The 20602-nt window shown below is 63.5% G+C and carries 16 protein-coding genes; 3 read left to right on the top strand and 13 right to left on the bottom strand.

The features are described 5' to 3' along the window. Positions 1-26: 26 nt before the first annotated feature. From tssA to DIE12_RS23935, 9 genes are all read right to left on the bottom strand, one after another. Complete coding sequence (gene tssA / locus DIE12_RS23975; RefSeq protein ID WP_124522214.1) at positions 27-1148, bottom strand: type VI secretion system protein TssA; 1122 nt, start codon at positions 1146-1148, stop codon at positions 27-29. A 44-nt stretch (positions 1149-1192) separates the two neighbouring features. Further along, positions 1193-3862, bottom strand: coding sequence for a type VI secretion system ATPase TssH (tssH, locus tag DIE12_RS23970; RefSeq protein ID WP_124522216.1), 2670 nt, complete (start codon positions 3860-3862; stop codon positions 1193-1195). Between the two features lie 40 nt (positions 3863-3902). Further along, the gene (tssG, locus tag DIE12_RS23965) at positions 3903-5003 is read right to left on the bottom strand and encodes a type VI secretion system baseplate subunit TssG (protein ID WP_124487869.1); all 1101 of its coding nucleotides are present in this window, start codon (positions 5001-5003) and stop codon (positions 3903-3905) included. Further along, positions 4967-6802 carry a type VI secretion system baseplate subunit TssF gene (tssF, locus tag DIE12_RS23960; protein ID WP_124487868.1) on the bottom strand — a complete coding sequence of 612 codons (1836 nt, stop codon included), beginning with the start codon at positions 6800-6802 and terminating at the stop codon, positions 4967-4969. Before tssF ends, tssG begins: the two co-directional genes overlap by 37 nt. Positions 6803-6879: 77 nt before the next feature. Further along, positions 6880-7365: a type VI secretion system baseplate subunit TssE gene (gene tssE, locus DIE12_RS23955; RefSeq protein ID WP_044845929.1), complete on the bottom strand. Its 486-nt coding sequence runs from the start codon at positions 7363-7365 to the stop codon at positions 6880-6882. Positions 7366-7427: 62 nt separating this feature from the next. Beyond that, positions 7428-7931 (bottom strand): type VI secretion system tube protein Hcp, encoded by a 504-nt coding sequence (locus DIE12_RS23950; RefSeq protein ID WP_006477093.1) that lies wholly within the window; start codon positions 7929-7931, stop codon positions 7428-7430. A 70-nt stretch (positions 7932-8001) separates the two neighbouring features. Then, positions 8002-9492, bottom strand: coding sequence for a type VI secretion system contractile sheath large subunit (tssC, locus tag DIE12_RS23945; protein ID WP_006751237.1), 1491 nt, complete (start codon positions 9490-9492; stop codon positions 8002-8004). 15 nt (positions 9493-9507) lie between these two features. Continuing rightward, entirely contained in the window at positions 9508-10023 is a 516-nt protein-coding gene (gene tssB, locus DIE12_RS23940; RefSeq protein ID WP_059465242.1) for a type VI secretion system contractile sheath small subunit, read from the bottom strand. A gap of 54 nt (positions 10024-10077) precedes the next feature. Then, complete coding sequence (locus DIE12_RS23935) at positions 10078-10719, bottom strand: M48 family metallopeptidase (RefSeq protein ID WP_124522218.1); 642 nt, start codon at positions 10717-10719, stop codon at positions 10078-10080. Between the two features lie 378 nt (positions 10720-11097). Here DIE12_RS23935 and tssJ point away from each other — a divergent pair, with 378 nt between their 5' ends. The 3 genes from tssJ (at position 11098) to icmH (ending at position 13937) form a co-directional block, all read left to right on the top strand. Then, positions 11098-11709: a type VI secretion system lipoprotein TssJ gene (gene tssJ / locus DIE12_RS23930; RefSeq protein ID WP_044845932.1), complete on the top strand. Its 612-nt coding sequence runs from the start codon at positions 11098-11100 to the stop codon at positions 11707-11709. A 102-nt stretch (positions 11710-11811) separates the two neighbouring features. Beyond that, complete coding sequence (gene tssK, locus DIE12_RS23925; RefSeq protein WP_124487867.1) at positions 11812-13158, top strand: type VI secretion system baseplate subunit TssK; 1347 nt, start codon at positions 11812-11814, stop codon at positions 13156-13158. After that, the gene (gene icmH / locus DIE12_RS23920; protein WP_044845934.1) at positions 13155-13937 is read left to right on the top strand and encodes a type IVB secretion system protein IcmH/DotU; all 783 of its coding nucleotides are present in this window, start codon (positions 13155-13157) and stop codon (positions 13935-13937) included. The genes tssK and icmH overlap by 4 nt, the downstream gene beginning before the upstream one ends. Positions 13938-14061: 124 nt before the next feature. On the opposite strand, the gene DIE12_RS23915 is transcribed toward icmH, so the two are convergent. The 4 genes from DIE12_RS23915 to DIE12_RS23900 form a co-directional block, all read right to left on the bottom strand. Further along, a complete protein-coding gene (locus tag DIE12_RS23915) occupies positions 14062-14379 on the bottom strand; it encodes a hypothetical protein (RefSeq protein WP_124522220.1) in 318 nt (105 codons plus the stop codon). Positions 14380-14921: 542 nt separating this feature from the next. After that, positions 14922-15140, bottom strand: coding sequence for a hypothetical protein (locus DIE12_RS23910; protein ID WP_124522222.1), 219 nt, complete (start codon positions 15138-15140; stop codon positions 14922-14924). A 603-nt stretch (positions 15141-15743) separates the two neighbouring features. Further along, positions 15744-16019, bottom strand: a complete 276-nt coding sequence (locus DIE12_RS23905) for an immunity 53 family protein (protein WP_124522224.1) — start codon at positions 16017-16019, stop codon at positions 15744-15746. After that, positions 16016-20602, bottom strand: coding sequence for an RHS repeat-associated core domain-containing protein (locus tag DIE12_RS23900; RefSeq protein ID WP_260429041.1), 4587 nt, complete (start codon positions 20600-20602; stop codon positions 16016-16018). Before DIE12_RS23900 ends, DIE12_RS23905 begins: the two co-directional genes overlap by 4 nt.

The following is a 20602-nucleotide window of genomic DNA, read 5'->3' as shown; positions in this document are numbered from 1 at the left end:
GCGCTCTCAGGTCAACAAGCGGCGGCTCACGACTGCTCGTCGGGCCTCACCCCCAGCAGCTCGCGGATGTGCGACAGCGACCCGTCGTCCTTCACGACGCTCTCGAGCCACTTGTGCAGCGGCATGTCGGCCCATTCGGCGGCCTTGTCCGCGAGATACGCGACCGGGCTGTGCGGCTCGGTCTGGCGGAAGTAGCGCGCGACCGCACGAAGCTGGTCGACGGCCTGCGCACGGTTCTGGATGCCGGCGATCATTTGCGTCACCGGCGGACGCGGAGCGGTCTGCGACTGCACATGGGTCTCCTCGGTGTGGAACGCGTCGCCGAAGCTCGGCTCGATGCGCTCGGGCTGCGCCTGCGGCGCCGACGGCGCATGCGGCGCGCTGCCCGTATAGCCCTGCTCGCGCGCGAAGCGCTCGACGAGCCGGTACACGGTCTCGAACGCGTCGCGCGTCTGCCGGAAGCTCGGCGCCGAATCGCCGGCGCGTTCGACGAGCCGCTCCTCGAACGCGTCGAGCGAGATTTCGAACGCCTTCAGGTTCGCGAGCAGCGTCGTGTAGAACGCGATCGACGTCACGCGCCGCGACGCATCGACCTGCTCGACCGACGGCTTGCCGCGCGCGATGTCGTCCGCATGTTCCGGATCGCGCTTCACGGCCTGCGCCACATGCTGCGCGACTTCCCAGTCGAGCGTGGTGAACGCGTTCGATGCGCCGTCGGTCACCGGAATGCCGCGCAGCAGCTCGGCCGTGCGGCCGGACAGCCACGCGACGTTGCCGAGCCGGTATTCGACGTCGTCGCCTTCCGGCAGCGGATGCACGGTGTCCCAGTAGTCGCGGCACAGGCCTTCCAGCAGCGCATAGCCTTCGGTGAGGCCGGTGATGCCGTCCTCCAGCGCGAGCGCCTCGGTCAGCCATACGGCGAGCCGCAGGTCCTTGGTGCACGTGCGCAGCAGCGCGCCCGCGTGATCGACGACGAAGCCCCAGTCGGCCTCCTTGATCTCGGTCACCCACTCGCCCTGGTCGAGCGTCGGATCGTCGTAGCGCCGCGCGTCCTGGATCGCGTCGAATTCATTCGAGAACAGCAGGTCGTCGCCGCTGGGCGACGCATCGCTGATCGGCGTCAGCAGCTCGGGGAGATTGATCGGCATGGTTCAGTGAATCCGTTGATGCATGAGATGTCGCGTGCGGGGGTTCATTCGACCGTATAGGCGAATTCGCCGGCCTCGTCCGCGCGCACCGCGATGCGCGCGATGGCCGCGCCGTCGGCGATCCGGCCGAGCACGTGGCCCGCGATCTCCGGCAGCAGCGTGCCGTTCAAAATATGGTCGACGTTGCGAGCGCCCGAATCGACCTCGGTGCAGCGCGCGAGCACCGCGTCGACGAGCGATTCGTCCCACTCGAACGCGGCCTTGTGGTTCGCTTCGATGCGGCGACGGATCCGTTCGAGCTTCAGCTCGATGATCTCGGCCAGCACGTCGTCGGAAATCGGGTAGTACGGCACGACCTTCATCCGGCCGAGGAACGCGGGCTTGAACGTCTTGTACAGCTGCGGGCGCAGCGCCTCGGCGAGTGCGTCCGGATCGGGCAGTTCCTCGGCCGGCTTGTTCAGGCACGCCTGCATCACCGCGGCCGATCCGACGTTCGACGTCAGGATGATCAGCGTATTGCGGAAGTCGATCTCGCGCCCTTCGGCGTCGTCCATCGTGCCCTTGTCGAACACCTGGAAGAACATCTCGAGCACGTCCGGGTGCGCCTTCTCGACCTCGTCGAGCAGCACGACGGAATACGGGTTGCGGCGCACGGCCTCGGTCAGCACGCCGCCCTCGCCGTAGCCGACGTAGCCCGGCGGCGAGCCCTTCAGGCCCGACACGCTGTGCGCTTCCTGGTACTCGCTCATGTTGATCGTGACCATCTTGCGCTCGCCGCCGTACAGGATGTCGGCCAGCGCGAGCGCCGTCTCGGTCTTGCCGACGCCCGACGGCCCGACGAACATGAACACGCCGCGCGGCTTGTTCGGATCCTCGAGGTTCGCGGTCGCCGTGCGCACGCGTTGCGCGATCGCATCGAGCGCATGGTCCTGGCCGATCACGCGCGCGGTCAGCAGCGGCTGCAGGTTCAGCACGGTGTCGATCTCGTCCTTCACCATCCGGCCGAGCGGAATGCCCGTCCACGCGGCGACGATCTCGGCGACGACGTGGCCGTCGACCTGCAGCGGCACCATCGGCTCGCCGCCCTGCAGCGCGTGCAGCGCCGCGACGCGTTCGGCCAGCTTCTCTCGCGTGGCCGGCACGTCGACCGGCTCGCCGTCTTCCGACGGACCGCGCGCCCGGTCGAGCGTGTCGCGCAGCTCGGTGATCTCGACGACGATCGCGCGCTCGGCTTCATAGCGCGCCTCGTCCTCGGTCAATTGCGCGAGCGCCGTGTCGCGCGCGCCGCGCAGTTCGCCCAGGCGCTCGTCGTGCGCGGCGCCGCCCGCCGCCTCGCGCTCCAGCGACGCGATTTCCGCGTCGATGCGCTCGATGCGCTTCTTCGTGTCGTCGATCGCCGCGGGCGTCGCGCTGTGCGCGAGCGCGACCTTCGCGCACGCGGTGTCGAGCACGCTGATCGCCTTGTCCGGCAGCTGGCGGCCACTGATGTAGCGATGCGACAGGCGCACGGCCTCGGTGATCGCGTCGTCGAGGATCCGCACGTTGAAGTGCTTCTCCATCAACCCGGACATCCCGCGCAGCATCGCGGCCGCGAGCGGCTCGCTCGGCTCCTCGACCTTCACGACCTGGAAGCGCCGCGCGAGCGCCGCATCCTTCTCGAAGTACTTCTTGTATTCGCTCCAGGTCGTCGCGGCGATCGTGCGCAGTTCGCCGCGCGCGAGCGCCGGTTTCAGCAGGTTCGCCGCGTCGTTCTGGCCGGCCTGGCCGCCCGCGCCGATGATCGTGTGTGCCTCGTCGATGAACAGGATGATCGGGTGCGCGCTCTTCTTCACCTCGTCGATCACGCTCTTCAGGCGGTTCTCGAACTCGCCCTTCACGCTCGCGCCGGCCTGCAGCAGGCCCATGTCCAGCACGTGCAGCGCGACGCCGCGCAGCGGCGGCGGCACGTCGTCGGCCGCGATCCGCAGCGCGAGACCCTCGACGACCGCCGTTTTGCCGACGCCGGCCTCGCCGGTCATGATCGGGTTGTTCTGGCGGCGGCGCATGAGGATGTCGATCGCCTGGCGAATCTCGGCTTCGCGGCCGATCACCGGGTCGATCTTGCCGTCACGCGCGCGCTGCGTGAGGTTGGTCGTGTACGTGTCGAGCGCGGGCGTCTTCGACGGGCCGGCCGCGGGCGCGGCGCCGTCGGCGGCCGGCGCGACGTCGCTGCCTTCCGCATCCGCCTGGCGCGGCTCGGCCTCGCTCGAACCGGCCATGATCTCGTCGAACTTGTGCTTCAGGTCCGTCACGTTCATTTCCGCGAACTGCGACGACATGCGCTGCGCGAACTGCGCGAGATCGGGCGCGGTCAGCAGCGCGAGCAGCAGATGCCCCGAACGGATGCGGCCGAGCTGCGAATCGAGCGATGCGATCAACCAGGCCTGTTCGAACAGCGCGATCAGGTGCACGGAAAACACCGGCGTGCGCGTGTTGCCCGTCTTCAGGCGCGTGAGTTCGCGCTCGAGATCGGCGCGCAGCGCATGCGGATCGACGCGGCTCGCACGCAACGCGAGCGGCAGGTCGCCCGTCGCCTGGTCAAGCAGCGCGAGAAACAGATGCTCCAGATCGACCTCGTAATGGCCGCGCGCCAGGCACGCGCTCGCCGCGCGCTCGGTCGCGTGCCGGCACAGCGGGTTCAGTTTCGTGATCAGGGTCTTCAGGGGCGTGCTCATGGCGTCGATCTCAGGTTCGATTGTTTGTTGTCGTTCGGAATCAGTGAATCACGTGCAGTTCATAGCGGGCGTCCGAGCGGTCTTCGGCTGCGTCGCGGGTGCAGAGGAACGCATCCCAGCCGAGCCGCGAGCCTGCGCCGAGCACGCTCGCGCCGACCTCGGTGCGTTTCAGCACGAGCTTCACCTCGTATTCGAGCGTGACGCCGGCGAGCAGCGTCAGCATCCGCTCGAGCGCGACGGCCTGCGCGCCACCGGGCAAGAACGCCTCGTAGTCGCGCTTGGACAGCGGGCCGACGACGATCCGCGCGCGCATGTCGCGCTGCCATACGCGTTCGCCGACGAGCGCCGTCGCGCCGAGCACCGCGTTGACCTCGCCGAGCACGCTCAGCTGGTCGGGCGGCACGTCGTACCACTTGCCGACGAACTGGTCGATCCTCACCGGCACGCGGAAGTAATCGGACAGCGTGCGCTGCAGGTAGGCAGCCGACATCGGCCGGTGCCGCGCGGCGAGCGCGTAGCCGGCGACGGCCTCGTCGAGCACGCCGCCCGCGCCGGCCGCGAGGCTGTCGCGCACCTCGTCGCTCGGCACGCCGGCGATCGCGAGCAGGAGCGGCAGGTAGCGCTCGTCGCGGTCGAGTTCGTAATGGAACGGCAGCCGGTATTTCTTCCACGCCGCGTAGAACAGCGCGGTCGCGCGGTTCGAGAACACGTCGAAGAAGGCGCGCGCCGCGTGGTCGCGCTTCAGGTGCTCGCGCGCGACGATCTGCTCGGTGTAGTGCAGCGGCAGCGCGCCCTGCCCGCCGAGCAGCCCGAAGAATGCGGGTGTCAGTTCGACGTGACCGAGCTCGCCGGCCGCGAGCGCGGCGCCGCGATCCTCGCCCGAGTCGAGCAGCGTGCCGTCGTCGTCGAACGAGCGGGCGCCTTCGATCTCGCTCGGCGGAAAGCCGAGCGACAGCGTGTTGCGGAATTCGATGCGCTGCGCGACGACGTCGCCCTGCCGCCACGCGCCGGGGGCATCGGACGCCTGCCGCGCGAATAGCCCTTCGAGCACGCGCACCGCCTGGAAGAACTCGAAGCGGTGCGGCTCGTCGAGCAGCGCGTCGACTACGCCAGGATCGATTCGCCGGTGCGGGGCTTGCATCGAATGATCTCCTCGCCGGTGCGCTTCGACACCACGACTAGTTGAACGAAACTGTTGAGATGGACGTACAGCCCGAAGAAGCTGTCGAGCACGCGTACGAACGACGCGAGGCTCGCGCCGACGAAGTGCTCCTCGTCGATCGTCAGGCGGATCTCGATGCCGCGCACGAAGGTCGCGAACGGCTTGCCGGGCAGCCACTGCACGGCGCCGCGCTGCTCGACGCCGGCGAGGCCGTCGATCTGGCGCATCGACACGGCGGTGCGCCGCAGGTCGTACAGCGTCAGCATTTCCTTGAGCGGCGCGAGCCCGTGCGCGACCAGCGACACGTGGTTCAGCGCGAGATGCGACACGAGCCGCCAGTGCGCGGCGCGGCCGCGCTCGAAGCGCACGCTCTGCGTCGGGCGGCGCAGCATCGAGATGCCGCTCGTCTGCGCGCCGCCTTCCTGGAACAGGTCGCCGCCTTCGAGGCCGAATGCGAGCATCGCCGGCAGGTCGCGGTTCGTGCAGGTGAGGTCGAGGCTCAGCGTGTCGGTCTGCGGCGAGGTCGGCTCGAAGTCGATGTCGACGATCGAGATCTCGGTTTCGTAGCCGGGGCTTTTCTGCGCGACCCAGTCGTTGCGGCGCGCGAACCAGTAGTGACCGATCCGTGCCGATTCGCCGTGATGCAGCGAATAGAACGGCCGGAACTCGATCACCGATTCTTCATGCGCCTGCTGCCGGACGAGCTTCACCGAATCGATCGAGTACACCTCGTACGCGAACGCGCGGCGCGCTTCGGCGATCACCGGATACGACACCGCGCGGTGCGTGATGCGGATCGGCTCGCCGTGCTGGCGGAACAGGTTGACGATCGGCGTGCAGAACAGCCGGAAATGGCTGGCCGTCAGCAGCTCGAGCAGCCGCGCGACGTGCGAATCGCTGCGCACGTCCTGCAGCACCAGATGCAGCGTCGCGCGCTGGCAGCGGCCCGACGCGCGCGCGATGGCCGCAAGATCGAAATCGACGAAATCGAACTTGTCGGGGAACGCGAAGTATTCGGTGAGCAGGCGATACGCGGGGTGCGACTTCGCCGGGTAGTCGATCAGCGCGTCGTCCTCGTCGAAGCCGGCGTGCGCGATCGGCAGCTTGCGCAGCGCGGTCCAGCGGCCGTTGCGCTCGGGCTCGACGTACGCGCCGAGCACGTTGACGAACAGGCAGTCGGTCAGCGCAGCGACGAACGACTGCTCGCCGTGCAGGTGCGCGCGCAGCGTCGGCAGCTTCAGCGCGCCGAGATCGAGCTGCGCGGCGAGCGATTCGAACGTGATCGAGATCACGCCCGTCGCGTTGGACGGCAGCACCGTCGCGCTCGGCGCGAGCGCGACCGGCGTGTAGCGCGCCTCCGAGATGCGGATCGGCGCGAGCGTCACGTCGTACGCGGTGCGGAACCGGCACTGCACGCCGCGGATCGGGCGGCTCTTCAGCTCGGTGCCGCGGTCGATCACGACCGGTTCGGTCTGCTGGCCGGGCGACGCCGGCGTGAACTGCGCGATCGAGCACGACGGGAACGGCCGCAGGTAGTGCGGATACAGCACTTCCAGCAGCGCTTCGGTGAATTCCGGGTAGTCGTCGTCGAGCTTCTTGTTGATGCGCGCGCCGAGCAGCGCGAACGACTCGATCATCCGCTCGACGTGCGGATCCTCGCAGTGCTCGCCCGACAACGCGAGCCGCGCGGCGATCTTCGGATAGCGCTCGGCGAAATCTCGCGAATAGCGCCGCAAAAACGATAATTCGCGCTCGTAATACGGCAGCAATTCTTCCATCGACGACCCCGAACCTCAATATTTCCTGCCGGACCCTGATCCACCACCGGGCGGTCCGGCCCGCTCGGCAGCTCGATTCACAGCATTCTGGCCGCGCGTGCGCGCGTGACCGAATACTGCAGCGTCGACGGCTGCAGCATCGCATCGAAACTCACCGGCTCCTCGGCCGGGTGCACGACGAGCAGCGCCTGGATCGCGAAGTAAAGCGCGTTGGTCGACTGCTCGTTCAGCTCGAACGTCACCTGCACCTGCTGCAGCCGCGGCTCGTGGCGCGCGATGGCCTGCTGGATCGACTTGCAGATGAACGCGCGGTCGTAGTGACTCGCGAGGCTCAGCCCCGCGAAATCGTTCAGCCCGTAGGTCAGCACCGACTTCTGGCATTCCGGCAGCGCGGCCAGCTCGATTTCGGTGTGCGCGATACGGGTGTTGAGGATCGCCTCGACGTCGCGGGCGACCGTGTTCTTGAGCTCGTCCAGCGACAATTGCCGCATCGCGGCCGAGGCCGGCAGATGCGGTTCGTCGTCGAACAGCTTGTCGAGAAAACTGGGTTCGAATCTTTTCATCGGCCGGCGTGCACAGCGAAAACGGCAACGGGACGCCGAGCGCCCCGTTGCCGCAACCGACCTTAGACCGCGTAGGTTTTGTCGTTCTTCGTCAGGCTCCAGGCGCCTTGCGTGTTGCCGCCCTGGTTGCCGCCGATCTTCTGCTGGGTCTGCTTCCACTGCACGGCCGCGTACTTCAGCGAGAACGTCTCGAGCGGCAGACCTTCTTCGCGAACGCTCGGTGCGATGCTCGAGATGATCACGTACTTGAGCTTCACTTCCAGATACTGCACGCGCTTGCCTTCACCGTCCGCGCGCGAGAAATGGACCGTCACTTCATCGAACGTGGTGCCGCCCGACGCGTGCTGATACAGCAGCGGGCTCGACGAATCGATTTCCTTCGTGAAAATCATGTCGCCGTGCTCGCAGCGCGTCATCGTGTGACCGCCTGCGGTCGATGCCGTTGCCGAACGCGGCTGAACGATCGAGTGATCCCACGATTTCAGCTCGATCCAGCCTTGATGGTCCTTGTCCGCGGATTCACCCTTCACCGCCGGACTACCAAACTGCAAGTGCATATGTAACATGGCCCTTCGACTCCCCAAAGAGGTGGTTTTAACGTCCTACCCAGGCGGCCCGCCCGGGCGATTTACTCGCTTATGAATTTGCCGGTTTGGGCAGATCAGCGACAAGTCGCAGAGAAATCGAGAGTTCGTCGAGCTGAAAGTGCGGACGCAGGAACGCGACCGAACGATACGAGCCCGGCTTGCCCGGAATCTCCGACACTTGTATGGATGCCTCGCGCAGCGGAAATTGCGCCTTCTGTTCCTGAGACGCGTTGTCGTCGAGCAGGACGTACTGCGAAATCCACCGGTTGAGGAAAGTCTCTACGTTCTGCGCCGATGCGAAGCTGCCGATCTTGTCCCGCATCATCGCCTTCAGGTAGTGCGCGACGCGCGATACCGAGAAGATGTACTGAAGCTGGGCGGACAGGACGGCGTTCGCATTCGCGCTGTCGGTGCTGTATTTTTTCGGTTTCTGCACCGATTGCGCGGCGAAGAACGCAGCGTAATCCGAGTTCTTGCAATGCACGAGCGGGATGAAGCCGAGGTCGCTCAGCTCCTTCTCGCGGCGATCGGTGATCGCGATTTCGGTCGGGCACTTCAGCGCGACTTCACCGTCGTCGGTCTTGAACGTGTGGGTCGGCAGGTCCTCGACGAGGCCGCCGCCCTCGACACCGCGGATCGCCGCGCACCAGCCGAAGTCGTCGAACGCGGCCGTCAGGCGTGCCGCGAAGGCCCACGCCGCGTTGCACCACAGGTACTTGTCGTGCTCGGTGCCGTCGACGTCCTCGACGAAGTTGAAGTTCTCCGCCGTCTGGCCGTCCTTCGGATTGAACGGCAGGCGGCCGAGGAAGCGCGGCAGCGTGAGGCCGACGTAGCGCGAGTCTTCCGAATCGCGGAACGACTTCCACTTCGCGTATTCGACCGTGTCGAACACCTTGCCGAGATCGCGCGGCTTGCCGAGGTCGGAGAACGACTCGAGGCCGAGCAGCTCGGGCGACGCCGACGCGATGAACGGCGCGTGCGCGGCCGCCGCGACGTGCGACATCTGCTCGATGAAGTACATGTCTTCCGGCTGGCGCGAGATCTCGTAATCGCCGATCAGCGCACCGAACGGCGAGCCGCCGAACGTGCCGAACTCTTCTTCGTAGACCTTCTTGAACAGCGCGCTCTGGTCGAACTCGCTCGCGCCCTTGAAGTCGCGCACGAGGTCGCGCTTCGGTGCGTGCAGCGCCTTGATCTTGATCGTCTGGCCGGTGTTGCTTTCCTTGACCAGGTAATCCATCCCGCGCCACGTGCTTTCGAGGCGCTGGAATTCCGGCGCGTGCATCACCGCGGACAGCTGCGTGGAGATCAGGCGATCGAGTTCCGCGACGCGCGCGTCGATCGTCGCCGACAGGTTGTCCGACACGATCACCGTGCCGTCGAGCACCTGGTGCACGAGTTCGCCGATCAGGTCCTTCGCACGTGCATGCTCGGAATCGGATTTCGCGACCTTGCTCTTCTCGACGATGTCGTCGAGCAGCGAAGTCCCGGCGGCGTATTCCGCGCCGCTCGCTTGGGCCGCAGCCGTTTGCTGGTTCATCTCAACACTCCGTCGTCATTCGCCGTCTTTGTCGCCGCCGGTGCCCTTCGCGAGCTCCTGCAGCTGCTGCGTGTTCTTCAGCACTTCGGACAGCAGGTCCTCGAGCTTGTCGTTGCCGGCGAGCTTGTTGCGCAGGTCGGCGAGCTTCGAGCGCGCCTCGAGCAGGCGGCGCAGCGGCTCGACCTGTTCGACGACTTCGTCCGGGTTGAAATCCGACAGCGAACGGAACTTCAGGTCGACCGCGAACTTGCCGCCTTCCGGGCTCAGGCGGTTTTCCACCTGGAATGCGGCACGCGGCTCGATCGCCTTCATCACGTCGTCGAAGTTGTCACGGTCGATGTTGACGAACTTGCGGTCGCGCAGCTTCGGCTGCTCGACTTCCGACTGGCCCGCCAGATCGCCGACGACCCCGACGACGAACGGCAGTTCCTTTACCTCGATCGCGTCGCCCTTCTCGACCTCGTAGGTGAGTTGGACGCGCGGCGGCCGTATTTTCTGCAAGCTTTTCTGAATGCTTTCTTTCTTGGCCATCTCGACGGCTCCCAGGTTAGTTGTGGTTATCGCGTCAGTTGCGGTCAGTTGCGATCAGTTGCGCAGTGCGCTGAACGGATCGGCGCCGCCCTTCTGCGGCGCGGTGTTGCCCGACGCCGTCGGCGTGGTGGCAGCACCGGCGGCGACCTCGGTTGCAGCGCCGGCGCCGGCCTTCGGACGGTGAATCTGGCGACGCACGACCTTGCGCGTTTGCGCCTTCTGCTCCGGCGGGAACAGCGCCGATTCGCCGAGCGTGTCGCGCAGCTGCTTCGCGAGCGCCTGCGCGTCCGACTTCGCATCGCCCGCGAGCGACGAATCCTGGCGCAGTTCGCCGAGCGACTGCGTCGCGATCCGCAGCCCCGCGACCGCGAGCACGCTCTTCGCCTGACGGTCGGTCGCATCGCGCTGCAGTGCTTCCTGCGCGGCGACGATCGCCTGGCCGTAGTGGTTCTGGGCAAACTGGATCTGCGCGATGCGCGACCACGGCTCCTCGCGCGTCGGATCCGACTTCGCGAGCTGCTGGTACAGGCCGAGCGCCTTGTCCTGGTCACCCGATTTCGCGACGGCGTCCGCATCGGCCAGCGACTTGTTGAACACCTCGGCAGACGGCGGCGCCGGCGGCTGGCTCGCACAACCGGCGATCACGCCGCAAGCCAGCACTACCCCAGAAAGTTTTGCGAAGAGACGGTCTTTCATCGTTATATCCACCGGCGCGTGAGTATTAAAATCGTTGAGAATCTGGTTCTTTTGCTTTGCAAGAAGCGCGCGGGTATAGTACCGATCAATTTTTCATAATTCAATCGCTGCGTGCAGAGTAATTCCTTTTAAAATCGTGCGCCACCCCCTCGAAACGCCTCTGGCAGCGGCTCGCCGACGGCTTTCGCATCGACCGGAATGCGCAAGTTTTACTTGGCCTGCAACGCTTTGCGCGAACGACGGAAAAAATTTCCGAAGGCACGCTGCCGGGCGCGTGTGCTTAATAGTTGAACGGCCGATACGCCGGGGATTCGCGGCGAACGCGGAAATACCCGGCAGTTTTGACAGGGGAGTTAAAGGCGGCACGCCGTAAACACGATGAGATCGTCCATGATTCGCTATGCGCTGCCGCTGATTGCCTGCGCGCTCCTGGCCGGATGCGCGGCCGCCCCGCTGCTCGGCTCCGCCGCGAGCGCCGTCATGCAGGCCGCCGGCGTCGGCAAGCCCGACGTGCCGGATGCCCAGAAACCGCCGCGCAACATCGGGCTCACGCTCGCCGCCGCGCCGAACCTCAATGCCGCGAACGATCACAAGCCGCTCGCGTTGGTGGTCAGGCTCTACGCGCTGAAGGATCCGACTTCGTTCCAGCAAGCGCCGTTCGATGCATTCACCGATCCGACCAAGGAAAAGGCCGCGCTGGGCGCCGATCTGCTGAACGTGCGTGAAATCACGCTGATTCCGGGCCAGCGCTATACGGCAACCGAAAAGCTGTCGCGCGAAGCGCAGGCATTCGGCATCGTCGCGCTGTTCCGCGATCCCGCAATCCAGCGATGGAAACTGACGTTCGACCCGGCAAAGTCGGAGAAATCCGGCATAATCATCGGCCTGCATAATTGCGCGATGACGGTCACCGACGGCTCTGTCATCGCACCGCAACAGGGTGCGCCTTCGCAACCGCTGAATTTGCTTTCGTCGGTGACCTGCGGTTAAACATGACGCACGAATGTCATTTAACAAGAGTTAACAAAATGGCGATTAATTCGGGCACGAACAAATCGATTACATCGCAACGCGACATTAACCGGATTTGACATGAGTTATTCGGCCAAGGTGCTGTGGGGGGAAGGGCTGTTCCTCCGGCCTCAACACTTTCAGCGGCAGGACGCGTACCACGAGGCGCGCCTGTTCGAATCCATCCAGGCGATCCAGCCGTACAACTGGGGCGTGCGCTCGGTGCGCATCGACCGCGATGCGCTCGGCAGCAACGTGCTGCGCGTGGCCGAGCTCGCGCTCGTGTTTCCGGACGGCGCGCTTTACGCCGCGCCGCAGGCCGACGACCTGCCGCCGCCGATCGCGCTCGACACGCTGCCCGACGGCATCAACGAATTCGTGTTCTACCTCGCGCTGCACCCGCTGCGCGAGAACGGCACCAACTACAGCGACGATCCGGCCGCCGGCTTCATGACGCGCTTCGTCAGCGAGCAGACGAGCGTCGCCGACAACTTCACCGACGCCGCCGAAGCCGACATCACGTTCCTGAAGACGCAGGTCAAGCTGATCGCGCACAGCGAGCCGCGCGACCAGCTTCTGTCGGTGCCGCTCGTGCGCGTGCGCCGCACAGCGACGTCCGGCTTCGAGATGGACGACAGCTTCGTGCCGCCGTGCCTCGCGATCGACGCGTCGCCGATCCTGCACCAGCGGCTGCGCCAGCTCGTCGACGCGCTGCAGGCGAAGGTGAACGCGCTGTACGGTTTTCACCGCGAACCGTCGAAGAACATCATCGAGTTCCGCTCGGGCGACATCGCGTCGTTCTGGCTGCTGCACACGGCGAACGCCGCGTTCGCGACGCTCGCGCACCTGCACCAGCACGCGGCGCTGCATCCGGAGCGGCTGTTCCAGGAACTGCTGCGCCTCGCGGGCCAGCTGATGACGTTTTCGAAGGGCTACACGCTCGCCGACCTGCCCGTGTATCGCCATGACGATCCGGGCCCGAGCTTCGCGCGTCTCGACCTGATGCTGCGCGAGCTGCTCGACACCGTGATCTCGACGCGCTACTTCGCGATCACGCTCGACGAGGTGCGTCCGTCGTTCCACCTCGGCCGCCTCGATTCGGGCAAGATCGACGACAAGACCGAGTTCTATCTGGCCGTGTCCGCGGACATGCCGAACGTCGAGCTCATCGATGCGGTGCCGGCGCGCTTCAAGGTCGGCGCGCCCGACGACGTCGACAAGCTCGTGCTGTCGGCAATGCCCGGCGTGCGGCTGTCGTACATGCCGCAGGTGCCGCCCGCGATTCCGGTGCGGCCCGGTGCATGCTATTTCCAGCTCGACTCGCGCGGCGCATTGTACGAGCGCATGCTGCAGGCCCAGTCCGCGATGATCTACGCGCCGACTGGCATCAATGACCTGAAATTCGAACTGATCGCGGTCACATCATGAGCTACGCGCCTTCCCTGTTCGGCGACAACGCGCCGGCCCCGCTGCATACCCCGGCGTCGACCGACGCCGCGTTCCAGGCCCGTTCGCTGCTCGACCTGCTGTACGACGGGTTCTTCATGCTGTTCCTGCTCAAGAACGGCCGCGAGCCGGACAGCGCGAGCGAGTTCAGCACGAAGATCCAGGAGTTTCTGGCGGATTTCGAGCGTGGCGCGAAGAAGCTGAACATCCCGGCCGAGGACGTGTATGGCGCGAAGTTCGCGTATTGCGCGGCGGTCGATGAAATGGTGCTGTCGTCGCAGTTCAAGATCCGCACCGACTGGGAACGCCGGCCGCTGCAGCTCGTGCTGTTCGGCGAGCAACTCGCGGGGGAGAAGTTCTTTCAGTATCTCGAGGAATGTCGCGCGCAAGGCGCGGCGCGGTTGCAGTCGCTCGAGGTGTTTCATATGTGCCTGCTGCTCGGGTTCCAGGGCAAGTATCTGCTCGAGGGGCCGGAGAAGCTCGCGTATCTGACCGCGCGGCTGGGGGATGAGATCGCGCATATGAAGGGCAAGCGGGCGGCGTTTGCGCCGCATTGGCCGCTGCCGGATCAGATCGCGCATCGGTTGAAGCGGGAGGTCCCGGTTTGGGCGATCGGGGCGGTGTTTGCGCTGGTGGCCCTGCTCGGGTATCTCGGGCTCAATACCTATCTCAAGGACAAGACGCTGCAGGCGTTGGCGCCTTATTCGCAGGTGATCAAGGTCGGGCCGGAGTCGGCGAATTTGACGATTTCCTTGCCTTGAGGGGCAGGCTTCGTTCGGATGTTGACGCTTCGTGAAGAAAGGACCGCTCGGCGGTCCTTTTTTACTGTGGTGCGTGGGGCGCGTCGTCGTGCGTCGTGCGTCGTGCGTCGTGCGTCGTGCGTCGTCAGAGCAGAATGAATTCCTCGTTGTCGACGTAGAACACGAACGCGTCGAACAATTGCGCGACGCTCGGTTCGTCGACCTGGTCATGCGCATTGATCACGATGTCCTCGATCGTCGCGCTATTCAGCGTTACGCGCCAGCCGGGTTGCGGTGCGGTAGCGGGCGGCGCGGCGGCTTCGGGGTCGTCGGCGGCTTCGGTGAATGCGCCCTCTGTATCGAGCGTCCACGGCATCGGCGGCAAACAGAGCCAACCGGAAAAATCGCCGGGATGTTCGAGAATGTGTTTCAGCGACGCGGTGGTCGCGGTGATGGTCGACATGGGTATTGCGGTGGTAACGGGACTGGAGTCAATACGCCCGAGCCAAGATGCGGCGGTTGCACAAGCGTGTCTGCGCAGCGGCGCTCGTGTCGAGCAAGGCGTGATTATGCCAAGTTCGTATGCGCGGGGTTGGCTCGGCGGGAGCTATCGGTCAATGAACGGATGCGCTACCGTACCCCCTTATTCACGCGATAGGCGTAATACGGAACATTGTCGACGACGTACGACAAATCATCCGAAAAATATCCCCCGGAGAGATTCATATTCCATTTTAGGATATCCGTCTCCACCCTTCTTCAACCGAAAAAATAATCTTCCGAAGCCCTTGCATACTTACCCCTCAACTATCGTATGACAGTGCGCCCGAGTCCCGAACGATGCTGCAAGGGTTGACTGCTGTTCCGAAGCACAAATTCAACTTTCGCGAAGGCAAAGCGGGAGTCCGTCACGCGAGAGTGATGCCACCATTCGTGGCAACCCAATCATACGTCGACATATTTATATCTCAACCCAAGATCCATCATTACTCGCGCTTGCAAGCGCTACTTTCCGATAACAAAGAATGCATCTAAAACCTTGCCCTTCGATTTCAAATTTCTTAGCTGCACGAACTCAGGCGTCGAAAATCCTCTACCTATCTTCAACCCCTCTAGTTTGTGACCTGCATACTCACACACCTCAATCGACAAAATAACTTCCGCACCATCTTTGGCATTTTTAAAGCCGTCATCACTCCCCGCAAAAAACGCGAAGCGAATCACCCCCCGGTCAACTTATCATTCACCATTTTTTTCGAATTTTTTACCTTCCTTGAGGCCATTTAGCGCACCAAGGAACACCCCCCTCTTTCAAATCAAAGATGAATGAAATTCCACCGCATTCCCACAACACCTCCAACATCATTGACATCCATTATTCCCAGCATCAAGTGGAACTTGCACGTTCTTTGTAACAAGACGATTTCCGTTACCCGTCGCCGCAAGAGCTCAAAACGAACATACGGAGTATCCGGCACAGTGGCGCCGCCCACCCCATGACCGCCACTATAATCTGATGGCGTCACGCAAACCTGACGCTTTCCCGGCCCAATCTTCACAAAATCGTCGCACAAGAACTTCGTTCGCTCCTCCTTCAGAGTACCTCTAAAAACAACACGCCGCCATTCAGAAATATTTTTATCGACTTATTCGACTTATTCGACTTATCCTTTCCAAGCAAATCACAAGCACGACTACGGGGTACGTATTTGAGTCCCACTGGATCAATCCAGTCAACCGGATTGGTAGCATATACCCATACTACCCGAACGCCGATCTTCAACTCATCATACAGACAACAAGGGCCGCTCACGCGGCCCTTTGCACTTACGGCAACCAATCTACGACGAGTGCCAGCAGTTCATCGAGATTACCAGGACCGCCGTACCCGACGAATTCCGTTTCGGTCGCCTTCACTGTGATCCAATCGTCTTCATCGCGCTCTGCGTTCATATCGATGGGCTTCCTTCCTGATGCACCGCTTACCTTAACCTTCCAGCCCGGGTTGTCGATATTGGCAATCTCGACGCCATAAGAGTGCTCCCAAATGTCGTTACATTGGGAGGTATACCAGTTTTGCAAAGCATTAATAAGATCACTCATTTGCACAATCCCTTTCGTCTCGCCAACTCCCTTGCAACGCGAACATCTTGTTTAGTCGCAGCCCTTGTAACCTCCGTCTTTTTCGATGTCGTCACCTGGCCGTTTGGTCCTATGTTAATTTTACGAGTCTGAACATGAGGTGTCGGAATATCGGTTCCCGTGGCCTTATCGAAATGCGATGCCCCTTGCAGGTCAATGTGGCCCTGTGTTGTGGGCGTAGAGAACGTTACCGAGTTTTGGTTGATCTGATTGGAAAGTTCTTGGGCCATCTCCGTTGGATCTTTCGGCCCCTGAGACGCGTAATCATTGCAGCTAGGCAAACATTTACGACATTGCTTCGAAAGACCTAACGGATCGACCCACTGCACTGGATTGGGCGCGTACTGGAAGACGTTGATGCCGCCTTGTAACCCGATCGGGTCCTTGCTAACGAAGCGGCCCGATTGGGGATCGTAGTAGCGGTTGCGGTTAAAGTGCAACCCCGTCTCTTCATCGACTTGCTGCCCCTGGAACCGCAGTGAATTCCTCGCCACGATCCCCGCCGCCTTCGACACTCGCGCAACGACCTCCCGCGCTTCGCCCCACGCCTTATACGACGCTTCCCACACGACGTCTCCGTCGTCATCCGTCAGCAACTGCGGCGTCCCGATCTGATCGCAGTGGTAATAGAACAGCGCCGCGTCACCCCGCCGCTCCGGCATCTTCTGCAGCGGATCCTCCTCCGGCACATAGCGGTCGGTACTCTTCCACTCCGGCGTCGAGATTCCCTCAACCGGTTCCGCCACATACTGCGCCAGCGGCACAAACGTTCCCGGCTCGTAAAGATAGTGCGTGCCACGCTCGCCATCGCTCTCGTACGCCAGCGCGTCGCCATCCCACCCGAACACCGTCCGCTCGCCGTTCACCTCCTTAGCGATCCGTCGACCGAACGCATCATAGAAATACCGTGACTGACTCTGCCGCGACGCCTCCGCAACCCGCGCCGACAGCAAGCGATTGAACTCGTCCCACTCGTATTCCTGCTGCCCCGCAGGCGTACGCTTGCGCACCAGATTCCCGCGCGCGTCGTACTCGAAGTGCATCCCCGCATACGCCTTCAGCAGGTTGCCCAGCACCTTCGGCACCTCGACCGGCAACGTGCTTTCCGGCCGCACCGGGCTCGAACGGGCGGCCGGCGCTTCGGTGGACCGCACCGGATCGATGATGTTGCTCGCCGGGTCGAACGCAAACTGCTCCTTCGCGACCGGACTGATCGCCTCGATCAGCCGCCCGACCGGATCGTATCGGTAATCCGTCCCGCCCTTGCGACTATCCTCGATCCGCGACAATTGCCCGACCGCGTCATAGCGATACCGCCGCTCGGCGAGCGGCGCGGGCGAGGTCGACCGCTGGATCGTCTGCTGCAGTACGCGTCCTGCCGGGTCGTAATGCGTGCGCTGTCCGACCTTGCTCGACAACATGCGTACCGTCTCGCGATGCAGGTCATCGCGCTCGAATTGCACACGCTCCTCGCCATCGAGCAGCATCCCGTGCACATGCCCCGAGCCATACATCAGCCAGTCAACCGCATGCCCATCCGGCCGCACGGTACGTCGTCGGTTGCCGAGCTCGTCGTATTCGTGGTGCCAGACGTAGCTACGCCGCTCGCCGAACAGATCGTACGCGTGATGTTCGCGCACCAGATTGCCGACCGGATCGAAGAAGAACTGCACGCGGCTGTACCGGTTCACCGCGTCGATCAGCCTGCCGCTCCGGTCGTAGGCAAACCGCTCCTCGCTTTCCCCCGCCACACGCTTCATCAGGCGACCGGTTGCGTCGACGTCGATCGATATCACGCAACCCGCTTCATCAACCGAAACAAGGCTGCCGCTGTCCGGGTCGTATTGATAACGCGTCGACTTGCCGTCAAAACCGATTTCCTCGATCAACCGCCCCGCCGGATCGTAGTGGAACTGGTACGTCGCAAGGTTCGCATCGGTCAGCGCGGTCAAGCGGCCGAGACGGTCGTAGCGATACGCAATCGTCTGCCCGAGCGCGTCCGCGCGGCTCGCAATACGACCCACTGCATCGTAGCCGTATCGGGTCGATCGATTGAGTTGATCCGTATGCCGCAACAACCGACCTTCAGCGTCGTATTGCACGTGCTCGACACCAGCCGGCGAACGCGTCTCCGTCAATTGGCCGTTCGGGCCATAACCATAGGCAACCACGCCACCGGACGCGTCCTTTGTCTCGATCACGCGGCCGATATCGTCGTACCGCCACTCCGTCTTCTTTCCGGAGCAGTCCGTGTAGCTCGTCAATTGCCCGGCGTCGTTGTATCCAAGCGCCTTCGAGCCGCCCTTCGCATCGGTGATCTGCGTAGGCAACCCCTTGTCGTTGTAGGCGTACTTCGTCGCATGCTCGAGCGGATCGATTTCTTCGACGAGATTGCCCGCATCGTCGTACTTGCGCTGCCACACATGGCCGTTCGGATCGACGAGCCGGATCATCCGATCCTTGCCGTCGTATGCCATCTCGACGATGCTGCCGTCCGCGCGCTCGTGCCAGGTCCGGTTGCCACGTGCGTCATAACGCATCTGCTCAATGCTGCCGTCTTGCAGAATGTGCAGCGTCAGATTGTTATGCTCGTCGCGCCGGAACCATTCCTCGCTGCCGTCCGGATAGGCGATTCGATAAACGTATCCCTTGATGTTGAAGTAGTAGCGTGACATCTGACCGAGCGCATCGGTCACGTAGGTCAGCCGAATGTTCGGATGCCATGCAAGGCGGATATCGAGGCTGCCGTCGTCCGCGTACTCGCGCACGCATTTCGCGTTCGCGTTGTCTTCAGCGTCCGCGCCGTCCCATTCGAGCGTCATCCCGCGGCCGGTGCGATCGGTATAGCGCGTCACGAGATGACGGTGGTACTGATAGCTCCACGCGTTGCCATACCGGTCGGTTGCGCGCACGAGATCGCCCGCTTCGTCATAGGCGTAGCTCGCAAGCGTACGGCGCTTTCCATCGTCGAGCACCTGCTCGATCAGCACGATCCGGCCTTGCTTGTCGTGCTCGAACGACAGCACGTTGCCGCTCGCATCGATCAGGCGTGCCACGCGGTCGAGCGCGTCGTAATCGAGCGTGATCGCATTGCCTGCACGGTCCTTCTGCATCGCAAGCCGGAACGCATTGCCGCGCCGTTCATACACGTGAAGCTCGTCGTGGCCGTATGCGATCGCGACCCACGTCTCGTCCAGACGCGTCAGCGTCAGGTTTTCCGCGAGATCGTCATGCACACCTCCGGCTGCAAGCGCTCGATATTCGATGCTGCGCCCGCTGGCATCGCGAAAGAACCATGTATCGCCTTCGACATCGATGCGCGTCGTGTATGGCGTGAGCCACCGCGCGCCAAGTTCTCCGTTGTCGTATGCAGAGAGGCGCGACCGGTACGTGCGCGCCCAGACGAGCGGCAGTGCGCCGGGCAGTTCAAAGTCCGTGTGAGTGAACGTCTCATCGCCGAAAGCAAAATCGATCGACCCGGTCGATGCGCCAATCCCGCAACTTTTACAAGGACTCTGGCCGGCGCCTTCCGCATGCGCCTGCTGTCCGATCGCACCCGCCGGCTCCTGAGGACGATCGTGCTGCGCGCGCCCCTTGCCGCCGGGCGGCACGTCGGCGGTCTTTTCGTGAAGCTTCCCGCGTGCGCGCACTCTTGCCACGGCCTCGATCACTTGCGCGATCAGCCACAGCATCTTGCCTTCTTCGCTGCCGTTCAGATCGCGGATCGCCTTCGCGACTTTCGGCGCCTCGTCCTTCAGGAACGCGACGATATCGCGGAACGGTTGCAGCCACGAATCCGGAGCAAGCTTCGCCGCAGTCCCGACCGTCGCGTTCCCGGCTTGCTTCCCCAACGCGATCGAACCTTCGTAACCGTACTCGATCGCATCAACCACCAGCATCGGGTTGTACCAGGACCGCTTGTCCATCTTCCGGGCGATCTGTGCAGTACGCCGCACGTTGGCACTGCTGTCGAAAATTTGCCCTTTGAGGGCGAGTTCCAGCCCGGTAGCAATACCGAGCATCAACTCCTGCGCCTTATGCGCGCAGTCGTTCAGCAGTTCGACAAGAACGTCCTGCAGGGTCTTCAGGAAGTTCTCGATTTCGGTCGCGGCCGCGGCGTTGACATGCGTGACGAGCACCGAAATGAGCGCCGCGCCGAGATTGCCGCGAGACACCAGCAATTGATTGCGCACGAGCGCCAGCAGCGGCCGTGCCGACAGTCGGAACGACGCGAGTGGCGGCGGAACCGGAATGACGCCGATCAGGTTGATCGCAAGCCCAAGGTAATCGAGCAGATTGGCGTGGCGCTTCTCGACGATCATCACGATGTCGCACACCGCATCGTAAAACGCCATCAGGTTGCCGATGATCGGCACCGCGCTTGCGAAGGTCTTGAGATCCTCGAACGAAATGTGATTGCCGCTGATCTTGAGCAGCCACTTGTTGAAACGGTCGCCTCCCGCCGCTACATCTTTCGGCGAAATATCGCTGAGCCAGGAAACGGCCTGTTCCTTCTCGGCGCCAGGTGGAAGTTGTTGTGCCAT

Source organism: Burkholderia sp. Bp9015, from assembly GCF_003853505.1.
Taxonomy (GTDB): domain Bacteria; phylum Pseudomonadota; class Gammaproteobacteria; order Burkholderiales; family Burkholderiaceae; genus Burkholderia.
Note: the sequence above shows the minus strand (reverse complement) of the source record. Positions and strands in the feature narration are given on the sequence as shown.

Bases quoted from the DNA above. Each gene is read 5' to 3' on its own strand.
- DIE12_RS23905 (WP_124522224.1), bottom strand. From the start codon at position 16,019: ATGAGTGATCTTATTAATGCTTTGCAAAACTGGTATACCTCCCAATGT.
- tssE (WP_044845929.1), bottom strand. From the start codon at position 7,365: ATGAAAAGATTCGAACCCAGTTTTCTCGACAAGCTGTTCGACGACGAA.
- tssC (WP_006751237.1), bottom strand. From the start codon at position 9,492: ATGAACCAGCAAACGGCTGCGGCCCAAGCGAGCGGCGCGGAATACGCC.
- tssK (WP_124487867.1), top strand. From the start codon at position 11,812: ATGAGTTATTCGGCCAAGGTGCTGTGGGGGGAAGGGCTGTTCCTCCGG.
- DIE12_RS23935 (WP_124522218.1), bottom strand. From the start codon at position 10,719: ATGAAAGACCGTCTCTTCGCAAAACTTTCTGGGGTAGTGCTGGCTTGC.
- tssG (WP_124487869.1), bottom strand. From the start codon at position 5,003: ATGCAAGCCCCGCACCGGCGAATCGATCCTGGCGTAGTCGACGCGCTG.
- icmH (WP_044845934.1), top strand. From the start codon at position 13,155: ATGAGCTACGCGCCTTCCCTGTTCGGCGACAACGCGCCGGCCCCGCTG.
- tssB (WP_059465242.1), bottom strand. From the start codon at position 10,023: ATGGCCAAGAAAGAAAGCATTCAGAAAAGCTTGCAGAAAATACGGCCG.
- tssA (WP_124522214.1), bottom strand. From the start codon at position 1,148: ATGCCGATCAATCTCCCCGAGCTGCTGACGCCGATCAGCGATGCGTCG.
- tssF (WP_124487868.1), bottom strand. From the start codon at position 6,802: ATGGAAGAATTGCTGCCGTATTACGAGCGCGAATTATCGTTTTTGCGG.
- DIE12_RS23900 (WP_260429041.1), bottom strand. From the start codon at position 20,602: ATGGCACAACAACTTCCACCTGGCGCCGAGAAGGAACAGGCCGTTTCC.
- tssJ (WP_044845932.1), top strand. From the start codon at position 11,098: ATGAGATCGTCCATGATTCGCTATGCGCTGCCGCTGATTGCCTGCGCG.
- DIE12_RS23915 (WP_124522220.1), bottom strand. From the start codon at position 14,379: ATGTCGACCATCACCGCGACCACCGCGTCGCTGAAACACATTCTCGAA.
- DIE12_RS23950 (WP_006477093.1), bottom strand. From the start codon at position 7,931: ATGTTACATATGCACTTGCAGTTTGGTAGTCCGGCGGTGAAGGGTGAA.
- tssH (WP_124522216.1), bottom strand. From the start codon at position 3,862: ATGAGCACGCCCCTGAAGACCCTGATCACGAAACTGAACCCGCTGTGC.